This window comes from Bacteroides sp. OM05-10AA, from assembly GCF_003439055.1.
In the GTDB taxonomy this organism is placed as follows: domain Bacteria; phylum Bacteroidota; class Bacteroidia; order Bacteroidales; family Bacteroidaceae; genus Bacteroides; species Bacteroides intestinigallinarum.
On the sequence record NZ_QSUR01000028.1, the window covers coordinates 1 to 18,645 of the forward strand.

At 44.6% G+C, this 18,645-nt stretch carries 10 protein-coding genes; 5 read left to right on the forward strand and 5 right to left on the reverse strand.

Annotated elements, in window-relative coordinates; genetic code table 11:
- Positions 1 to 42 precede the first annotated feature (42 nt).
- A complete protein-coding gene (locus DXB58_RS19360) occupies positions 43 to 1,008 on the reverse strand; it encodes a tyrosine-type DNA invertase cluster 3b (RefSeq protein ID WP_008644049.1) in 966 nt (321 codons plus the stop codon).
- A gap of 100 nt (positions 1,009 to 1,108) precedes the next feature.
- Complete coding sequence (locus DXB58_RS19365) at positions 1,109 to 2,080, reverse strand: type I phosphomannose isomerase catalytic subunit (protein ID WP_117611017.1); 972 nt, start codon at positions 2,078 to 2,080, stop codon at positions 1,109 to 1,111.
- 259 nt (positions 2,081 to 2,339) lie between these two features.
- Here DXB58_RS19365 and DXB58_RS19370 point away from each other — a divergent pair, with 259 nt between their 5' ends.
- The 3 genes from DXB58_RS19370 to galK are packed head-to-tail and all read left to right on the forward strand — an operon-like array spanning position 2,340 to position 6,031.
- A complete protein-coding gene (locus tag DXB58_RS19370) occupies positions 2,340 to 3,437 on the forward strand; it encodes an aldose epimerase family protein (protein ID WP_117611018.1) in 1,098 nt (365 codons plus the stop codon).
- A 51-nt stretch (positions 3,438 to 3,488) separates the two neighbouring features.
- Complete coding sequence (locus tag DXB58_RS19375) at positions 3,489 to 4,829, forward strand: MFS transporter (protein WP_004297464.1); 1,341 nt, start codon at positions 3,489 to 3,491, stop codon at positions 4,827 to 4,829.
- Between the two features lie 47 nt (positions 4,830 to 4,876).
- The gene (galK, locus tag DXB58_RS19380; protein ID WP_122137949.1) at positions 4,877 to 6,031 is read left to right on the forward strand and encodes a galactokinase; all 1,155 of its coding nucleotides are present in this window, start codon (positions 4,877 to 4,879) and stop codon (positions 6,029 to 6,031) included.
- A gap of 129 nt (positions 6,032 to 6,160) precedes the next feature.
- Here the strand turns inward: galK and DXB58_RS19385 are convergent, their stop codons facing one another.
- The 3 genes from DXB58_RS19385 to DXB58_RS19395 are packed head-to-tail and all read right to left on the reverse strand — an operon-like array spanning position 6,161 to position 10,655.
- On the reverse strand, positions 6,161 to 7,129 hold the full coding sequence (locus tag DXB58_RS19385; protein WP_187343826.1) for a glycoside hydrolase family 43 protein: 969 nt from the start codon (positions 7,127 to 7,129) through the stop codon (positions 6,161 to 6,163).
- A complete protein-coding gene (locus DXB58_RS19390; RefSeq protein WP_117936907.1) occupies positions 7,126 to 9,108 on the reverse strand; it encodes an alpha-L-arabinofuranosidase C-terminal domain-containing protein in 1,983 nt (660 codons plus the stop codon). Before DXB58_RS19390 ends, DXB58_RS19385 begins: the two co-directional genes overlap by 4 nt.
- Before the next feature lie 26 nt (positions 9,109 to 9,134).
- Positions 9,135 to 10,655 (reverse strand): arabinan endo-1,5-alpha-L-arabinosidase, encoded by a 1,521-nt coding sequence (locus tag DXB58_RS19395; protein WP_270439291.1) that lies wholly within the window; start codon positions 10,653 to 10,655, stop codon positions 9,135 to 9,137.
- 176 nt (positions 10,656 to 10,831) lie between these two features.
- Here DXB58_RS19395 and DXB58_RS19400 point away from each other — a divergent pair, with 176 nt between their 5' ends.
- Together DXB58_RS19400 and DXB58_RS19405 are read left to right on the forward strand one after the other, a co-directional pair.
- Positions 10,832 to 15,103, forward strand: coding sequence for a two-component regulator propeller domain-containing protein (locus DXB58_RS19400; RefSeq protein WP_122137950.1), 4,272 nt, complete (start codon positions 10,832 to 10,834; stop codon positions 15,101 to 15,103).
- Between the two features lie 300 nt (positions 15,104 to 15,403).
- Positions 15,404 to 18,613: a TonB-dependent receptor gene (locus DXB58_RS19405; protein WP_117936913.1), complete on the forward strand. Its 3,210-nt coding sequence runs from the start codon at positions 15,404 to 15,406 to the stop codon at positions 18,611 to 18,613.
- The last annotated feature ends 32 nt before the right edge of the window (positions 18,614 to 18,645 follow it).

An 18,645-nucleotide genomic window follows, 5' to 3' on the forward strand; every position in this document is an offset into this window, starting at 1 on the left:
TCCGTTACCTAAGAAGTAACACACATACTTTAGTTCTGAATACTAATACTTTGCACTTTTTGCCCTGCCTACACAACAGTTTTTAATGTAAGATAAATTCCCTTTATTTACCTCTGTACGTTCTTTAAGTCCAAAGCCTTTCAAATAGATTTGTGTGGTTTTTATAGATTTATGGCCCAATGATTCACTAATCATTTCAATAGGTACTCCCCGATACTTCGCTGTCGTTGCCCAAGAATGGCGAAGTGTATAGGAAGTGACTGGAGATTGCAAATGCAAGGCTCTTGCCAAGTCCTTCAAACAATTATTGAATTGGCGAAGAGCGGACTGATATTCCCGGTACCCTCTTTCATCCAGACGTTTTTGATCGCCGCTAAGGATGTCAAACAGATAATCCGGACAATCGGGTTGTGCATCTTCCCTATTGCGAAGCTGGTTAATCATTTCACTGGCTGTATCAAGTACTTCCACACTCATCGGGGTTTTAGTTTTGATACGGTTGTATCGCAACACATTCTGTTCCAAAGCCGATTTCTCCAGGTGAGCCAGATCAGCGAACGACATTCCACAAAACTGGAACATCAGGGCAGCAATAGCCTGTGTACGACGCAAACGCTCCGATTTGGGGTCCTCATACAGAAGCTTATGCAATTCGACAGCAGGCAGGGCCTTCTTCTGGCGAACATCGACACCGGTATAAACATCATGAAACAGTCGCGGCACATAAGGCGCAATGCCCGCTTCTACTCCCCGGTTATAAATACTACGAAGCATACGCATATACGTAGAAATCGTGTTGGGCTTTAAGCCACACTCGTAAAGATACTGCCCGTAGCGTCGTAAACTTTCCCGGGTGACTTGTCTGAACGACACATTGAGCGTGCCGCAAAACTTGCTGAAAGAGAAGAGAGCATTCTTGTAGACATGCGCCGTAGAATAGCGTCCCTCCTTTCGCAAACGGCCGATGTAGAACTCTGCACATCGGCTAAATCCATTTTTGTTCCTCATTACATCACTAGTTATTTTATATATTTCAAAAAAACATCCGACTTTGTCCATCATGAGAACGGAACAAAGTCGGATGACCTTCATTTTGTACGCTATTATCTTATACGTATGTTTCCAGCAATTTCACACTTTCTCCTTCGGGAGTGATAGTGACATCTTGCGTGGTAGCAGGCAACAGGATAGATTCTCCTGCACTAACAGTCAGTTCATTACCTTCATTGTCTCTCATCTTGCAGGATCCTTCCATACAGATAAAGATCACGAATGAATCGAGTTCGGAATAGTCGCAACTGATTTCTTCAGTCATGTCATACAGAGAAGTCGTGAAGTAAGTGCAAGCAACCAGTTCTACCGGTTCGTCCTTCAACGGTTCGTATTTAGTGCGATAGTCATCCAACACTTCGTAGTTGATGGCTTCACGAGCTAAATCGGTGTGAAGTTCGCGGGTTTTACCATTCGCATCTTTACGGTTGAAATCGTAGATACGATAAGTTATATCAGAAGTTTGCTGAATCTCGGCGATGAAAGAACCTGCCCCGATGCTGTGCACACGTCCCGCAGGAAGGAAGAAAACATCACCCGGATGAATTTCATATTCCTGCAATACGTCGGTAATCGTATTGTTCAACACGCGTTCTTTATATTCTTTCGGGGTAATCTGTTCAGAGAATCCTGAACGCAATTTAGCTCCTTTGTCGGCATCTACCACATACCACATCTCGGTTTTTCCCATCGAATTGTGGCGTTTCTTCGCCAACTCATCTGTTGGGTGTACCTGGATTGACAAATCCTGTTTGGCGTCGATGAACTTAATGAGCAGTGGGAATTTGTTGCCGAAACGGGCATAATTCGCTTCACCAACCAGCTCCTCGCGATACTTTCTTACCATATCGGCCAAGGTTAAACCTTTATCCGGGCCATTAGCCACCACGGATTCATTGTTCTCAACACCGGAAATCTCCCAGCTTTCTCCTACTCCTTTCAAGTCTGAATTCAAATGCTTGAATGGAATAATTTTGTCGCCCCCCCAAAGCGTCTGCTTCAGAATAGGTTCGAATTTTAATGGATACATTTTTGTTTTTCTTGTTATAAACTTAGATTAAATTCGCTCGGATTGTTACAATCCGGGAACAAACATACAAAAAATAGTTCAGTTTTTAAGAAAAGGAGGATGAAAATTCATTTAAGAAATCATCTTTTGTTCTTGTATCCAAAGAAGATGAAGTAATAAAGCTAAACTTTCCTAAAGCACCTGTCATATTTAGTCGGAATAATTTGTGAGTAAGAAAGAATTTCCCTTTATTTGCAGGAAATTTTTAATAATACCAGACATGAATAACACATTCCCAACAGAAGGGAATCTATCAGGGCTCAGCCGGAAAGATTTCCAAAAGGATATAAATGATAAGAAAACTGATTTATTTATCCTCAAAAACACAAAGGGAATGGAAGTAGCTGTAACCAATTACGGATGCGCCATTCTTTCTATCATGGTACCGGACAAAAACGGTAAGTATGCTAATGTAATCCTCGGACACGACAGCATCGACCACGTCATCAACAGCCCGGAACCTTTCTTAAGCACTACTATCGGACGCTACGGCAACCGTATCGCGAAAGGAAAATTCACCTTGTTCGGCGAAGAACATGAACTCACGATTAACAACGGACCTAACTCTCTGCATGGTGGACCTACCGGTTTCCACGCCCGTGTTTGGGATGCTGTCCAGATTGATGAGAGCACAGTGCAATTCAACTATGTTTCTGCTGACGGCGAAGAGGGATTCCCCGGCAATCTGGAAGTGGAGATGACTTATCGCCTTGACAACGAAGTTAATGCATTGAATATTGAATACCGTGCTACCACCGACAAAGCTACAGTCGTTAACTTGACTAACCACGGTTTCTTCAACCTCGCCGGTATTTCCAACCCTACTCCTACTGTTAACAACCACATCGTTACGATCAACGCTGATTTCTATACTCCTATCGACGAAGTCTCTATTCCTACCGGTGAAATTGCCAAAGTAGAAGGTACTCCGATGGATTTCCGTACTCCGCACACTGTAGGCGAACGTATTGACGACAAATTCCAACAACTGATTTTCGGTGCAGGATATGACCACTGTTATGTACTGAACAAGATGGAAAGCGGTTCGCTCGACCTGGCTGCCACTTGCAAGGACCCGGAAAGCGGACGTATCATGGAAGTATATACCACCGAAGCGGGTGTACAACTCTATACGGGCAACTGGCTCAACGGATTTGAAGGTGCACACGGAGCTACATTCCCTGCCAGAAGCGCCATCTGCTTTGAAGCACAGTGTTTCCCGGATACTCCGAACAAACCTCATTTCCCATCGGCTACTTTGCTGCCGGGTGATGAATACCAACAGATCACTGTCTACAAGTTTACAGTAGAAGAATAAGATTTGAAAAATAACTAACCTAATTTTATAAACTAACATTTTTTTTGAACCATGACACAAGAAAAAAAGAACGGTAATCTCGTCGCAATTATCACGATGTTCTTCATCTTTGCGATGATCTCTTTCGTAACAAACCTCGCTGCTCCATTCGGAACAATCTGGAGAAATGAATATGCGGGTTCGAACACTTTAGGTATGATGGGAAATATGATGAACTTCCTGGCTTACCTGTTTATGGGAATTCCTGCCGGTAACATGCTCGTTAAGATCGGTTACAAGAAGACTGCTTTGATTGCAATGGCAGTAGGTTTCCTCGGTTTGTTCACACAGTATCTTTCCAGCTTATTCGGAGCAGGTGCTGAAGTATTCGCATTCGGTGAGTATGTTATCAAATTAAACTTTGTAATCTATCTGCTTGGTGCATTCATCTGCGGTTTCTGCGTTTGTATGCTTAACACAGTGGTAAACCCGATGTTGAACCTTCTCGGTGGCGGTGGTAACAAAGGTAACCAGCTGATTCAGACTGGTGGAGCTCTTAATTCTTTGTCTGGTACATTGACTCCGCTTTTTGTAGGCGCTTTGATCGGTACTGTTACTTCAAGTACTGCTATGTCTGACGTTGCTCCTCTGCTCTTCGTTGCTATGGGTGTATTCGTTGCTGCATTTATCGTTATCTCATTTGTTGCTATTCCTGAACCACACCTTCAGAAAGGTGGAGTGAAGAAAGAGAAATTCTCTCACAGCCCATGGAGCTTCCGTCACACTTTACTGGGTGTAATCGGTATCTTTATTTATGTAGGTATTGAAATCGGTATCCCAGGTACACTGAACTTCTATCTTGCCGATTCAAGCGATAAAGGTGCCGGTATCATGATGAACGGTGCTGCTATCGGTGGTGCTATCGCTGCTATCTATTGGTTGCTGATGCTTGTGGGACGTACTGCAAGTAGTGCTATCAGTGGTAAGGTTTCCAGCCGTGCACAGTTGATCGTTGTTTCTGCTACTGCTATCATTTTCGTATTGATCGCTATCTTCACTCCGAAAGATGTAACGGTTTCAATGCCGGGTTACACTGTAGGCGAAGGCTTTATGATGGCACAGGTTCCTGTGAGCGCCTTGTTCCTTGTACTTTGTGGTCTTTGTACTTCTGTAATGTGGGGTGGTATCTTCAACCTTGCAGTAGAAGGCTTAGGAAAATATACAGCACAGGCTTCCGGTATCTTTATGATGATGGTTGTTGGTGGTGGTGTATTGCCGTTGATCCAACAAAGTATCTCTGACTCTGTAGGTTATATGGCTAGCTACTGGTTGATTATCGCTGCTTTGGCTTACCTGTTGTTCTACGGCTTGGTAGGTTGCAAGAATGTAAATAAGGATATTCCTGTGGAATAATCACATAGAATAGAATTCAATTTATTCACCTTTAAAATATAAATATCATGGATACAGAATACGTAAGAAGTCGATTCATTAAACACTTTGACGGAACTACTGGATTTTTATATGCTTCTCCGGGCCGTATCAACCTGATCGGCGAACACACTGACTACAACGGCGGATTCGTTTTTCCGGGAGCGGTAGACAAAGGGATGATTGCTGAAATCAAACCTAACGGTACTGACAAAGTAAAGGCATACTCTATCGACTTGAAGGATTATGTAGAATTCGGTTTGAATGAAGAAAATGCTCCACGCGCCAGCTGGGCAAGATATATTTTCGGTGTATGCCGTGAAATGATTAAACGTGGCGTTGACGTGAAGGGATTCAATACTGCTTTTGCAGGTGATGTGCCTCTGGGTGCAGGTATGTCTTCTTCTGCTGCTTTGGAAAGTACGTATGCTTTCGCATTGAACGAACTGTTTGGTGAAAACAAGATAGATAAGTTCGAATTGGCTAAAGTTGGCCAGGCTACAGAACATAATTACTGTGGTGTGAACTGCGGTATTATGGACCAGTTTGCTTCCGTATTCGGTAAAGCTGGTAGCTTGATCCGTCTGGATTGCCGTTCACTGGAGTATCAGTATTTCCCATTCCATCCGGAAGGTTATCGTCTGGTTCTGATGGATTCAGTTGTGAAACACGAATTGGCTTCTTCTGCTTACAACAAGCGTCGCCAAAGCTGTGAAGCTGCTGTTGCCGCTATCCAGAAGAAACATCCGCATGTGGAATTCCTGCGCGACTGTACAATGGCTATGCTGGAAGAAGCAAAAGCTGATATCAGCGCTGAAGACTATATGCGTGCAGAATATGTAATCGAAGAAATCCAACGTGTACTTGACGTTTGTGAAGCACTGGAAAAAGATGATTACGAAACTGTAGGTAAGAAGATGTACGAAACTCATCATGGTATGAGCAAGCTGTACGAAGTAAGCTGCGAAGAACTCGACTTCCTGAATGACTGCGCTAAAGAATACGGTGTAACCGGTTCACGCGTAATGGGTGGTGGCTTCGGTGGTTGTACTATCAACCTTGTTAAAAACGAGTTGTATGACAACTTCGTTGAAAAGACAAAAGCTGCTTTCAAAGCTAAATTCGGCAGAAGCCCGAAAGTGTATGACGTAGTAATCGGCGACGGTTCTCGTAGAATTGAATAAGAATTTATTCGAAATTAAATAAGTAAGAAGGGCGGCTTCCACACGGGAGCCGCCCTTACTTTTACAATTAACAAAAATCTAAAATCTATTACCTATTGATTTAACTAACCCTATTCGTTTTGATTCTTCTTATTGTACGCCCTCTGTCGTCATCTGAATCCGTTTCATCGTACCATCTTCATTATAGTACAAACGGTCGATGCAAACAGCGCGGCGGAAACTACCACCTGCCGTATTAATGCTTCCATTGTGGTAAATGAAGTACCAATCTCCTTTGAATTCGATGATAGCCTGATGATTGGTATTGGAATTACCCGCCAGTTCGTTCAGGATACCTTTATATTCCCAAGGCCCCTCGATACTACGGCTCATAGCATAGCAGATCTTCTCGGGAAATTCGGAAGCGTAAGAGAGGTAATACCAGTCTCCACGTTTGTGTATCCATGGAGCTTCCGTATAACGGGGCAGGTTGATGGGGATAATCGGACCATCCAGCTCAATCATGTTCTTTTTCAGTTTAGCGTAGTAACACTGGGTATTTCCCCAACAGAGATATGCCTGTCCGTCATCATCAATGAAAACCGTCGGGTCAATGTCATCCCACCGGATATTAGTGTATTCGGTTGTCATATCATTGGTAATCAATGCTGATCCGCGAGCATCCACAAAAGGACCTGTCGGAGAATCCGAAACAGCTACACCAATTGATTTGCCGGGAATCGTACCATGTTCTACCGTTACATACCAGTAGAATTTGCCGTCTCGTTCGATTACCTGGCTTGCCCACGCTTCTCCTTTCGCCCAACTGAAATCTTTTGCTTTCAAGGGAACGGGATGCTCCGTCCATGTTTTCATATCGGGAGAGGAAAACACACACCATTCATTCAGCAGGTAGTGTTCTTTGGGAGGAGGACATTCATCGTGTCCGGCATAGATATATACTTTACCATTATGCACCATAGCAGCAGGATCACCCGTATATTTGTATTTAATGATGGGGTTACCGTTAGCTATGAAAGTGGTGTCATTTTGCGCTGACAGCCCGGAAAAGACTGTCAGTGCAAATGAGCAAACAATGAATCTAATCTTAGTTATCATTTCTTCTTGAATTTATAAACCGCAAAGGTGGTAGGTTCCAATTCGGTAACAAACACATTACCTTCAATCGATACCGGAGTTTCCTGCGGAGTGATGGCGGAAGGTTGTTCAAGCGTGTTATCCTTATCAAGATCAAGCGAACGAAGTTTGATGCAACGGCCGTCGGAAAGTACATCCTGTTTTTTCAGACCTTCAAAGTTCAATGAAATCGGTTGGGCTGTGGCGGAAGTATTAGCCACCTTAACAATCAGTTCATTCTTATCCTTGTCATAGACTGCGCTGGCAAAGAGTCCGTTTTGCCCTTCAGCTCCCGTTACACTTTTCTTGTTCATGGTAAGCGGAAGTACATTGGTTCCTTTGTTTTGTGCAAACAACTGCTGTACATAATAGCTTGTTGTACGCACGGAATTCAAGTTATCAAACCAAATCATATCCGGACGCCATTGCCATCCCTCTACGTGAGCAAAAAGAGGAGCATAAGTAGCCATGTGTACGACATCGGCATTGCGTTCCAGCCCTGTCATGAAGGCAGCTTCGAGCAGAGCGGCATGGTAATGATTCCATTTTTTACCTTTTCCGTGGCAGGCATATTCTCCGGCAAAGACTTTCGGGCCTTTACGGTCATAGTTATCATAGCGTGCACCTTGTGCCAAGAACCAACTTTCGGGACGATAGAAATGTTCGTCAACCAGATCGGCTTTCAGACGTTTCATTTCAGGCCACAGATAATCAAATTCTTTACCTTCGGAATTTGGACCGGAGCTACCTACAATCTTCATATCGGGATAGGCCTTACGAATCGCTTTGATGAATGGCTCGAGACGTTCAGGGTATTCTTTACCCCATTGTTCGTTACCGATACCAATGAATTTCAGGTTAAACGGAGCCGGATGTCCCATATCAGCACGCACTTTTCCCCAAGTCGTATTGACGTCTCCATTGGCAAATTCAATCAGGTCAAGTGCATCCTGAATATAGTTATCCAGATCACAGACTGCCACATGTGCTTTCGGATCGTTGTTCTGATATTGGCAGGAAAGACCGCAGTTCAGAATCGGAAGAGGTTCGGCACCCATTTCTTCGGACAACAGGAAGTATTCGTAGAATCCTAATCCGTAGCTTTGGTAGTAATCGGGGAAGAAACGGTGGGTAAAAGTATACTGCCAACGATTCTCGTTCAAAGGACGGTTTTCTACGGGACCTACTGATTTTTTCCAGTCGTAACGGGTATCGAGATCAGTGCCCTCTACAATACAACCACCGGGGAAGCGGAAGACTCCGGGGTGAATATCCGCCAATGCTTGTGCCAGGTCTTTGCGGAGACCGTTTTCATGTCCTTTCCAGGTATCAACCGGGAAAAGGGATACGTGTTCCAGGTCTACGGTTCCTTTGGAAGTAAGGAAAATACGAAGTACGGATTTTGGTTGGGTAATGCCGGGCTTCAGGATGACCTGATACTTTTTCCATTCTTTGGAGTCAATCGTAAGATTCTCCGAGGCAAATGCCTGATGCTCGCCCATGGACTTGGTATCTACCAATTCGATGCGTAATGTTTCTTTCGCGCTTCCTTGTGGCAAACGTGCCCAGACAGAAAAGCGATACTCCTCTCCTTTCTTGACGCCAATACCGAAAAAGCCTTCGTTGTCCAGGCCGGTATGTTTGTGTCCGTGTCCCGGATCGGAAAGACGTACATAATGCGGATTACGTTCAAAAGGTCCATCGTCCATCAGTGTCACTTTGCCATAGGTATTCCATCCCATCAGGTGCTGGGGGAACTCGAATGAGCGGTTCTTTACCAGTTCCGCGTATAATCCGCCATCGGCAGCATAATTGATGTCCTCAAAAAAGAGTCCGTACATGGTAGGTTGGATTTCTGCTCCCAACTTCTTCGTCTGAATCACCAGCTCGTTGGTTTGTGCATGAAGTGCCATACCTGTAGATAAGGCCAATACGGCCAATAAATTCGTGTATTTTCTCATGGTTTTCAATATAAAATTATATATGATTATTTAATTCTTTTTCCCCAGACAGAACGTCCCCGGCTATCGAGTCCGGTAAAGAGAATGGTTTCCGTTTCATTCTCCCAATCGTGTCCTGCAAAGATAATCAGATTCTCTATTTTCTCCGAATCTGATTTTATCATTAATAGATGCTTTTCAGTCAAAAAAGACCAATTTCCATTCATTGGTACAATTTTCCATCTGTCATCTGTGATCTCTCCCGTACAAGTTCCGTCCTTAGCCAACTTGATTCGGGTGGAAAGATTCCACTCACCGTCTTTCAATTTGCCTTCTCCCCACAGAATTTGACCGGCCTCCAGCCGACGTTCATATTTAGGCTCCTGCACCCGAATCATCTCCCACTCTCCTACCAAATCGACTTCGGTGAATTTACGCGAAGGAGTTCCTGTATATCTTTCGGGAGAAACAACCGGCCATCCGTCCGGTGTAAAGAACAACTGGCGGACGTGTAATACCATCAGTTGATTTTGTGGAGAAAGACGTCCCTGATGTGCCATGAAATAGTTTCCCTGTCCGTCGGTGAATACTCCACAATGAGCAGTGCCCGCCCAACCGGAATGATTTTCAAAGCGATAGGGAGCGGTCAGTATCGGGAAGTTGTTCGTGGTGTCCTTTTCGGCTTTGCCGAAATAGTCGGTAAACGGTCCCTGGGCAGCATCGGAACGGCTGACACGTACATTATAAGTAGTCATCAATGGGTCGTATGAAGTGAAGAGATAATACTTTTTCAAGTCGGGGTTATAGATGATTTCCGGTGCTTCCAGATTGTCTTTCCGATAGTTGGCACGGCGGGCTACCAGATGTCCCAAGTCGCCTTCATTGAGAGCTAGTCCTGTTTCCGGATTCAGTTCCACGCAGTAGAGTCCACCAAAGAAAGAACCGTAGTGCATCCACCATTTTCCGGTGATTTCATCGGCTATCACACTGGGGTCGATGGCATTCATGACGGTAGAATCATTGGTTTTGACGATACTGCCTATTTGTGTCCAAGGACCTTCGGGGGAGTTGGATTCAGCAAGTCCGATATACGAAGTCTTGCGTCCGAAAGCGGAGACACAATAGTAGAGACGGCATTTGTCTTTGTAGGGAATGATATAAGGGGCCCAGATATTGGTTGCTCCTTTTCCATCGGCATGTGTCTGCACCCACTGCACAGCTTCTTCCGGAATTTCGGGAAATGCCCATCCCAGAAACTCCCAGTGTACAAGGTCTTTGGAGCGACGCATCTGAATGTACCCCAAGGGCACACCCTTTTCTTCGGCTTCCTTTCGGTTTTCGCCGAAGATGGCGTCGGTAGAATACATATAGTAATAGTCGCCCAGCTTTCGGCAGGACGGGTCGTGCACGTTGTATGTTCCCCATTGGCGGTAATCTTCCATCTTGGCTACTGACAAATAATTATCATCCCAAGGATTCGCGGATGGGGTCGGGCTAAACACGGCAGAAGTACAGCTTGTCAACAAGCTACCAGCTACAAAAAAAAGGGGCATAAACAAGTTTGTCATAACATTAGTGATTAGTTTGTCAATCATGCCACAAAAATACGCTCCGTTTCCCCCATTGAAGGTGGACATACGAACATGATTGGTGGATAATCCGCTAACCTGCTAAAAAGAAGCCCTCTTCCGCTTTTGCGATTTGAGATTATCTTTTAACTTTGCTACTATTAATACGTACAAATATGAAAAGACACCTACTCACACACCTTATTATATATAGCGTTTTGTTTTTTGCCGGATGGAAGAGCGTGCATGCACAGGAACGATTCGCAGATCGATACAACATCACTTACGTGACAATGAACGAGGGATTGCCTCATAATTTCATCGACGATTTATATAAAGACAGCCGTGGATTCTTGTGGATTTCCACTGCCGGCGGCGGAGTGTCACGCTACGATGGTTATGAGTTTGTGAATTACAATCCAAACACTCCCAATTGCAAATTGAAGAGTAATTTTATTATTAATGTATGCGAAGATTCAGCTCAACGTCTTTGGATGGTGTCTGAAGGAGGAACGGATATCATTGACCTAACTACCTTGAAACCGACCATACCGAGGGATGCCAAAGGGGTCTTGAAAAACATATTGAATCAACCGGCTGTACACGTCATGAAAGATTCGAAAGGTTGTATCTGGCTACATTGTGCCAATAAACTCAATCGTATTGTTTTTAATGAAAAAGGAGATGTAGAAACGGTCTCCACTCTCGACCTCGTTGTCCTGAACGGGCCGAATATTGCTCTTCAAGATATTGACGAAGACGGTAAAATTTGGGCAGGAATCAATGGTGAAATACTTAAAGTGGATTGGGACTCACAGGGAAAACTGACAACTACCCCAATCGCCGAATGTCTAAAATTCGAGCCTGGAACTTATATTTCCGATTTTCTTATGAAGGAAAACGAGGTATGGATTTCCACCGACCGGGGACTGTTCCGATATAATAAAAGCGGGAACATCGTCAAACGGTATGAACACGACCCTAACAACCCACGTTCGCTTTCGCAAAATTACTTGACCGACCTGTCTATAACCAATGACAAACAATTGATTATTGCCACCTTGCGCGGTGTAAACATCTATAATCCAATGACGGACGACTTTGAGTGTATCGCATCCGGTGACTTTCAAAATGGAAGTTCCAATCTGCTAAACAGTAATTTTATCAATTGTATACTGTCTGAGGAAGATCATATCTGGTTCGGAACCGAAACCGGTGGTATTAATATGCTAAGTCCACGACGGTTGTCGATACGGAATTATCTACACAACAAGGAAAATCCGTCGAGTTTGTCTTACAATCCGGTGAATGCCATTTACGAAGACAAGTACGGCACTTTATGGGTAGGAACTGTGGAAGGCGGGCTAAACCGGAAAGAGCATGGAAGTGAAAAGTTTACACATTTCACCCGTGACCATGGTGGACTAAGCCATAATTCCGTCAGCGCGTTAACAGCTGATCCGGACGATCATCTCTGGATAGGAACCTGGGGTGGAGGCATCAACCTTCTCGACCTGAAAGCTCCCCAAGAAGTGCTGAAGGTCATTTCTTCTCAGACAAGTAGCGGATTTCCAATCGACTTTGTCGGTTCGTTGACATACGACCCTATTAATAAAGGTATATGGATTGGTGCCAATCAAGGGCTTTACTTTTACGAACCGGAAACCGGAACAATCAGTGCTCCTCTGGCAGACAAAGTGGCGGAGAATATTCATGGCTGCATCGGTTCTATTATTGATAAAGAAGGGAAGCTTTGGATTGGATGTCTGGAAGGGGTATATATCATCAACCTTCATTCCCGTTCGGCCGCAGGAGAGTTCGAATACAGGCATTTAAACTACAAGCTGAACGATCCCAACTCTCGTCTGATTGAAAAAATCACCTGTTTTTTTGAGACAAAGGACGGCACACTCTGGCTGGGAAGTAGCGGATATGGCATTTACAAACGGACTACCAACGAGCAGGGAAAGGAAATATTTGTATCTTACAGCACTCCTCAAGGATTGCCTAACAGTAGTGTGCGTGGAATATTAGAAGATGGCAACGGGTATCTGTGGATTGGCACAAACAATGGTCTTTCCTGCTATCATCCGGAAGAGAATCGGTTTATCAATTATACTTTGCAGGATGGACTGATTAACACCCAGTTTTACTGGAACGCTTCTTGCCGTTCGACACAAGGTTTACTTTATTTCGGCAGTGTTGGCGGACTGGTAGCTATCGAGAATAATCGTCCGACCATTTCTCTTCCTGCCGCCAAGGTACGTTTCACACGCCTACGGATCGGCAATGAGGAGATATTGCCGGGAAGCGAATATTTGCCGGAAGACATTGCTATCACTACGGAGCTACGTCTGCACGAGAAGGAGAAATCGTTTTCACTGGAGTTTTCAGCGCTCAATTTTAAGCCAAGTAATACGGCAATTTACAGTTACCGGTTGCTCGGATTTGATGATAAATGGATGCAAGTGTCCGGCAACCGCCGTTTTGCCAGTTATACCAATTTGCCTCCGGGCGACTATACACTGCAAGTGAAATATACTCCCGACAGAGAAAATGAAGGAGAGAATGTGACTGAACTGAAAATTACAATTGTTCCATACTTTTACAAAAAAGTTTGGTTCATTCTACTGATTATCATCCTCGCGCTAGTAAGCGTATGGCAATTCTACCAATGGAGAATCCGCACGCTGAAACGACAGAAGGAATATCTGCATCGCACGGTGGAAGAACGCACACACGAGCTGGAACAGCAGAAGCATCTGCTGGAAAATCAGACGGAAGAACTTTCACGCCAGAACCAGATGCTAACCCAGCAGAATGAAAAGATTACGAAACAAAAAGCGCAATTGATCCGAATGTCGCATAAAGTACAGGAGCTTACGCTTGATAAGATCTCGTTTTTTACCAATATCACACATGAATTCCGTACGCCGATTACGTTGATTATCGGGCCTATCGAGCGGGCATTGAAGTTGAGTTATAATCCGCAGGTGATCGAACAACTTCATTTCGTTGAGCGCAATTCGAAGTATCTGTTGTCATTGGTCAATCAGTTGATGGACTTCCGCAAAGTAGAATCCGGTAAGCTGGAGATTGTCAAAACACGGGGAAATTTTCTGAAATTCATTGATTCGCTAATCACTCCTTTCGAGGTGTTTGCGGGAGAAAGGAATATCGTACTGAAAAGGTATTACAGGATAGAAACACCGGAGATTCTGTATGATGAGGAAGCAATGCGTAAAGTGGTGACTAATCTATTGAGTAATGCTATTAAATTTACGCCGAATGGAGGTACTGTTTCCCTGTATATATCTTCCCTATCATCTGGTGAGGGTGGAAAAGAATCTTTGTATATATGTGTCTGCGATACCGGGCCGGGCATTCCGGAAGAGGATCTGAACCGGATATTCAATCGTTTTTACCAGTCGCAGAATCAGGTAAAATATCCGGTGTACGGACAGGCGGGAACCGGTATAGGGCTTTACCTCTGCAAACGAATCGTGCAGATGCACGGTGGGGAAATCAAGGTGCGCAACAACCACCTTTCAGGCTGTTCGTTCCGTCTTCTCCTCCCCTTACAACGGGAAGAAGAAAAGGATGACAAGCTGATAATCATTAATTCTAACGATTCTTCGATTAATGCTACGCCAACTTCCCAAACTCCTAAAGAGAAAGAGGCTTTGACGATTCTAGTGGTGGAAGACAATGTGGATATGCGGGGATATATCCGTTCCATCCTCCGTGAACAATATAATGTACTGGAAGCGGCGGATGGAGAAGAGGCGTTGCATATTCTAAACAGCAATCCGGTGGATTTTATTATCAGCGACTTAATGATGCCGGTGATGGACGGTGTCGAACTTTCCCGTCGGGTGAAAGATACTTTCGCCATTTCACACATTCCTTTCCTGATGCTAACTGCCAAGACTTCACAAGAGGCCCGTTTGGAAAGTTATCGTATGGGAGTAGATGAATATTTATTGAAACCTTTTGATGAAACATTGCTATTGACACGTATTCAGAACATCTTGGAAAACCGAAAACGCTATCAGCGCAAATTCACGCTCGACATGGATGTGGATGTGCTGAATATGGAGGAAGAATCGGGTGATAAGAAGTTTATGAATCAGATAATGGAAGTAATCAAAGAGAATTATAAAAATTCTTATTTTGAGGTCAGTGATTTCAGTGAAGCTGTAGGAGTGAGCAAAAGTTTGCTGAATAAGAAACTGCAAAGCCTCATCGGACAATCAGCCGGACAGTTTATCCGAAATTACCGATTGAATATAGCACGCGAACTGATTCTGAAGAATCGGGAAACGAAAAATATGAATATTGCGGAAATAGCTTATGAAGTAGGATTCAACGATCCTAAATACTTCACCAGGTGCTTCACCAAATATTTTAATACGACACCGAGTTCACTGCTTAATAAGGAAGAATAGTTTTACCTAAAAACAATAATCTCACATAATAAGTTGTATTTTTTACACCTAAAATCTTTTATCCACCTCTAAAACACGTTTGTCCACCCTCATTTACCATCAATGCCATACTTTTGTCATGCAATCGGTGCTCAATCCTTTGGGAGAGCACCATGCATTTAAAGTTTAATCTAATATTAATATTATGAAGAATGACAAGAAAATGGCTGTCGTATCGTGCATAGCTTCGGCTAAATCCAACCTTCCCCCTATTGCACAACAATTTAATCTATCAAATTAACAACCTTAATACTTTTAAAAATGAGGAAACATTTATTTTTTTCCCTAATGCTTAGTATGTGTACCTTTGGCGGCATGGCGGTGTATCCTACACCTGCAATGGCTACCGTGGCACAATCTCCGACTATCAAGGTTCGTGGTCAAGTTATCGACGAACAAGGTGAACCCATGCCAGGGGCTACCATCAAGATTAAAGGTGGACAAGGCGGAACCGTTACCGACTTAGACGGTAACTTCCAACTGGAGGTTCCTGGAAACGCTACCCTTTTGATTAGCTATGTGGGCTTCAAAGAACGTGAAGTGGCTGTTCGCAACCGCGCCATTATTGAAAGCATCCAGTTGCAAGCCGATAATAAGATGCTTGAGCAAGTGGTTGTCGTAGGCTACGGTACACAAAAGAAATCCGACTTAACCGGTTCTGTTGCCGTGGTAGATGCGGAAGCCTTGAAACAGACATCAAACTCCAACATCTCCACCATGCTCGAAGGTAAGGTTTCCGGTGTACAAATCACCTCTGACGGACAACCCGGAGCCGATCCTACCGTTCGCATCCGTGGCGTCGGGTCTTTCGGAGACACCTCTCCTCTTTACGTTATCGACGGCGTTCCCATGGGAACTTCCATCCGCGATTTCTCTTCAAACGATATTGAAACCATCCAAGTGCTGAAGGATGCTTCGGCTGCTGCCATCTATGGTTCGCGCGCCGCCAATGGTGTGATTATCATCACCACCAAACGCGGACAAAAAGACCAACCACTGAAAGTGGATTACAATGGTTACTTCGGTGTGGATAATATTCCTAAAGGTGTCTATGATGTAATGAATGCTGACCAGTACAGCCAGTACCTCGGTCAGGCGGCCGCAAACTCCAACACTCCGTTGCCAACGGGATATAAACTTGACAGCGAAACCGGAAAATACCATTTCCAAGATGACACCAACACCAACTGGTTTGATGAAGTATTCAAAGCGGGTATCCGTCAAAACCACAATGTAAACCTCTCCGGAGGTGGCGCCCATAACACCTATAATATATCATTAGACTATTTCAACCAAAAAGGAACTCTCGAAGGTGCCGGCCCTAACTATGAACGTTACACGGCGCGTGTCAACAACACCATGGAGACCAAATTCATAAAGTTCCAGACCAGTCTTGTTTACTCTCACTCCGACCAAGACAATATGGGGCTTTCGAATGCTTCCGAATACGTTCAAGGTCTGTATGGTGACGTAACCAATGTGCTGCGCGGTACCTTAATGATGCAGCCCACCATCAAGGCATACGATTCTTCTACATGGGTACTTGATAACTTAGTAGGAATCGCCAACAACTTTAATTATGACGCTTACGGCTATGGCGTATACTACGATACCGTGCATGGTGACATCTCCGCTTCCAACCCGTTGCTGGTAAATAACCTACTGCAACGTAACACCCGCGTAGATCGTTTCGTGGGAACCGGATCTGCCGACGTGGATATCCTCAAGATGATTGGCGTTGATAACAAAAATCATAAGCTCAACTATAAAGTGAACCTCTCTTACAGCAAAACCCATTGCAAGGACTTCACTTGGATTCCCGCATGGGTGCAGAGTAACCGTGTGTACTTGTCCAAGAGCAACGAACGGCTCACCAAGGGGTCGCGCGACTATTCGGATGCTTTGATAGAGAATGTGATTACTTACGATGGCACGATAGGCAAGCACCACATCAACGTATTGGCAGGCCAGAGTTACGAAGAAGAAGACACCGACCTGCTGACCGGATGGGGAATCAACTTCACCGAACCGTATTTTCTACAGCTCCAGAATGCTTCCGACACGTATTCTGAAAGCTACGAATACAAACATTCCATCCTTTCTTACATCGGTCGTATCAATTACAATTACGATGACAGATACTTATTCTCGGCAACAGTGCGCCGGGATGGCAGCTCGCGCCTGACCAGAAATATCCGTTGGGGAACTTTCCCTTCCGTCTCTGTGGGTTGGCGCTTCGACAAGGAAAAATTCTTCCCCTTCGACCAGAATGTCGTAAACCTGTTCAAGGTTCGTGCCAGCTATGGTGAACTCGGTAACGAGAATATCGGTGAGTATATGTATCAGGCTGTCATGTCGCGCAACAATATGACTTACAATTTCAACGGTAACGTAGTGACCGGTTCTGCCGTTTCCACTTTCGTGGACAATAACCTGGCATGGGAGAAAAAGAAAACCTACAACGTGGGTATCGACCTCGCCTTGTTCAACAATCGCTTAGAGTTCACAGCCGAATGGTACAAGAACACCAGCGAAGACCTGCTGTACGCTGTCCCTGTGCCCGAACAAGCCGGTGTATCCAATACCACCGTTACGATGAATGCCGCCTCGATGAACAACTCCGGTTTTGAGTTCTCGGCTACCTACCGTAACCGCGATCATGACTTCAAGTATGAACTTTCGGCCAACCTAAGCACGTTGCGCAACCGTGTGACTTCGTTAGGCTTTGGTACCGACTCTTATATCTCCGGAGCATATATTACCAATGTAGGCCAAGAAATAGGTCAGTTCTACGGCTGGGCTTATGAGGGTATTGCCCGCACGCAGGAAGACTTGGATAACCACGCCACTCAAGAGGGTGCCCAGATTGGCGACTGCCTCTATAAAGACATAAGCGGACCGGACGGTAAACCCGACGGTAAAGTAGACGCCAACGACCAAGTGGTGCTGGGCAGCGGTATGCCTAAGATTCATTTCGGTCTCAATGCTCGTTTTGAATACAAGCGCTTCGACCTAAGCATTGCTACCTTCGGTGCGCTGAACTATCATGTCAGCGACGACATCTACAACTCGCTTAACTCTTGCTACGGCTGGGGAAACAAAGAGGTGGGTATGCTTGATGCCAACCGCTTTAGCGAAGACGGTAGCACTTATCTTTCCAACGTGCCACGCACTTATGTCACCAACAGCGCCAGCTTGGGTTGGAACGACCTCTTCAGTTCACGCAAGATTCAGAATGCAGCCTACTGGAAGATTGCCAATGTAGAATTGGGCTACAATTTCCCTAACGAGTGGTTCGGAAAATATGTATCAGATGTACGTTTCTACGTGTCAGCACAGAATCTCCACACATTCACCGGATATCACGGTTATAATGTAGACTATGCGGGAGGAACTTTTACTCCGGGATACAACTTCTGTTCTTATCCTACTGCACGCACTTTCATGTGTGGCGTTCATTTTACATTTTAATCGTTACTATCTAGTACCTAAATACTAAAAAC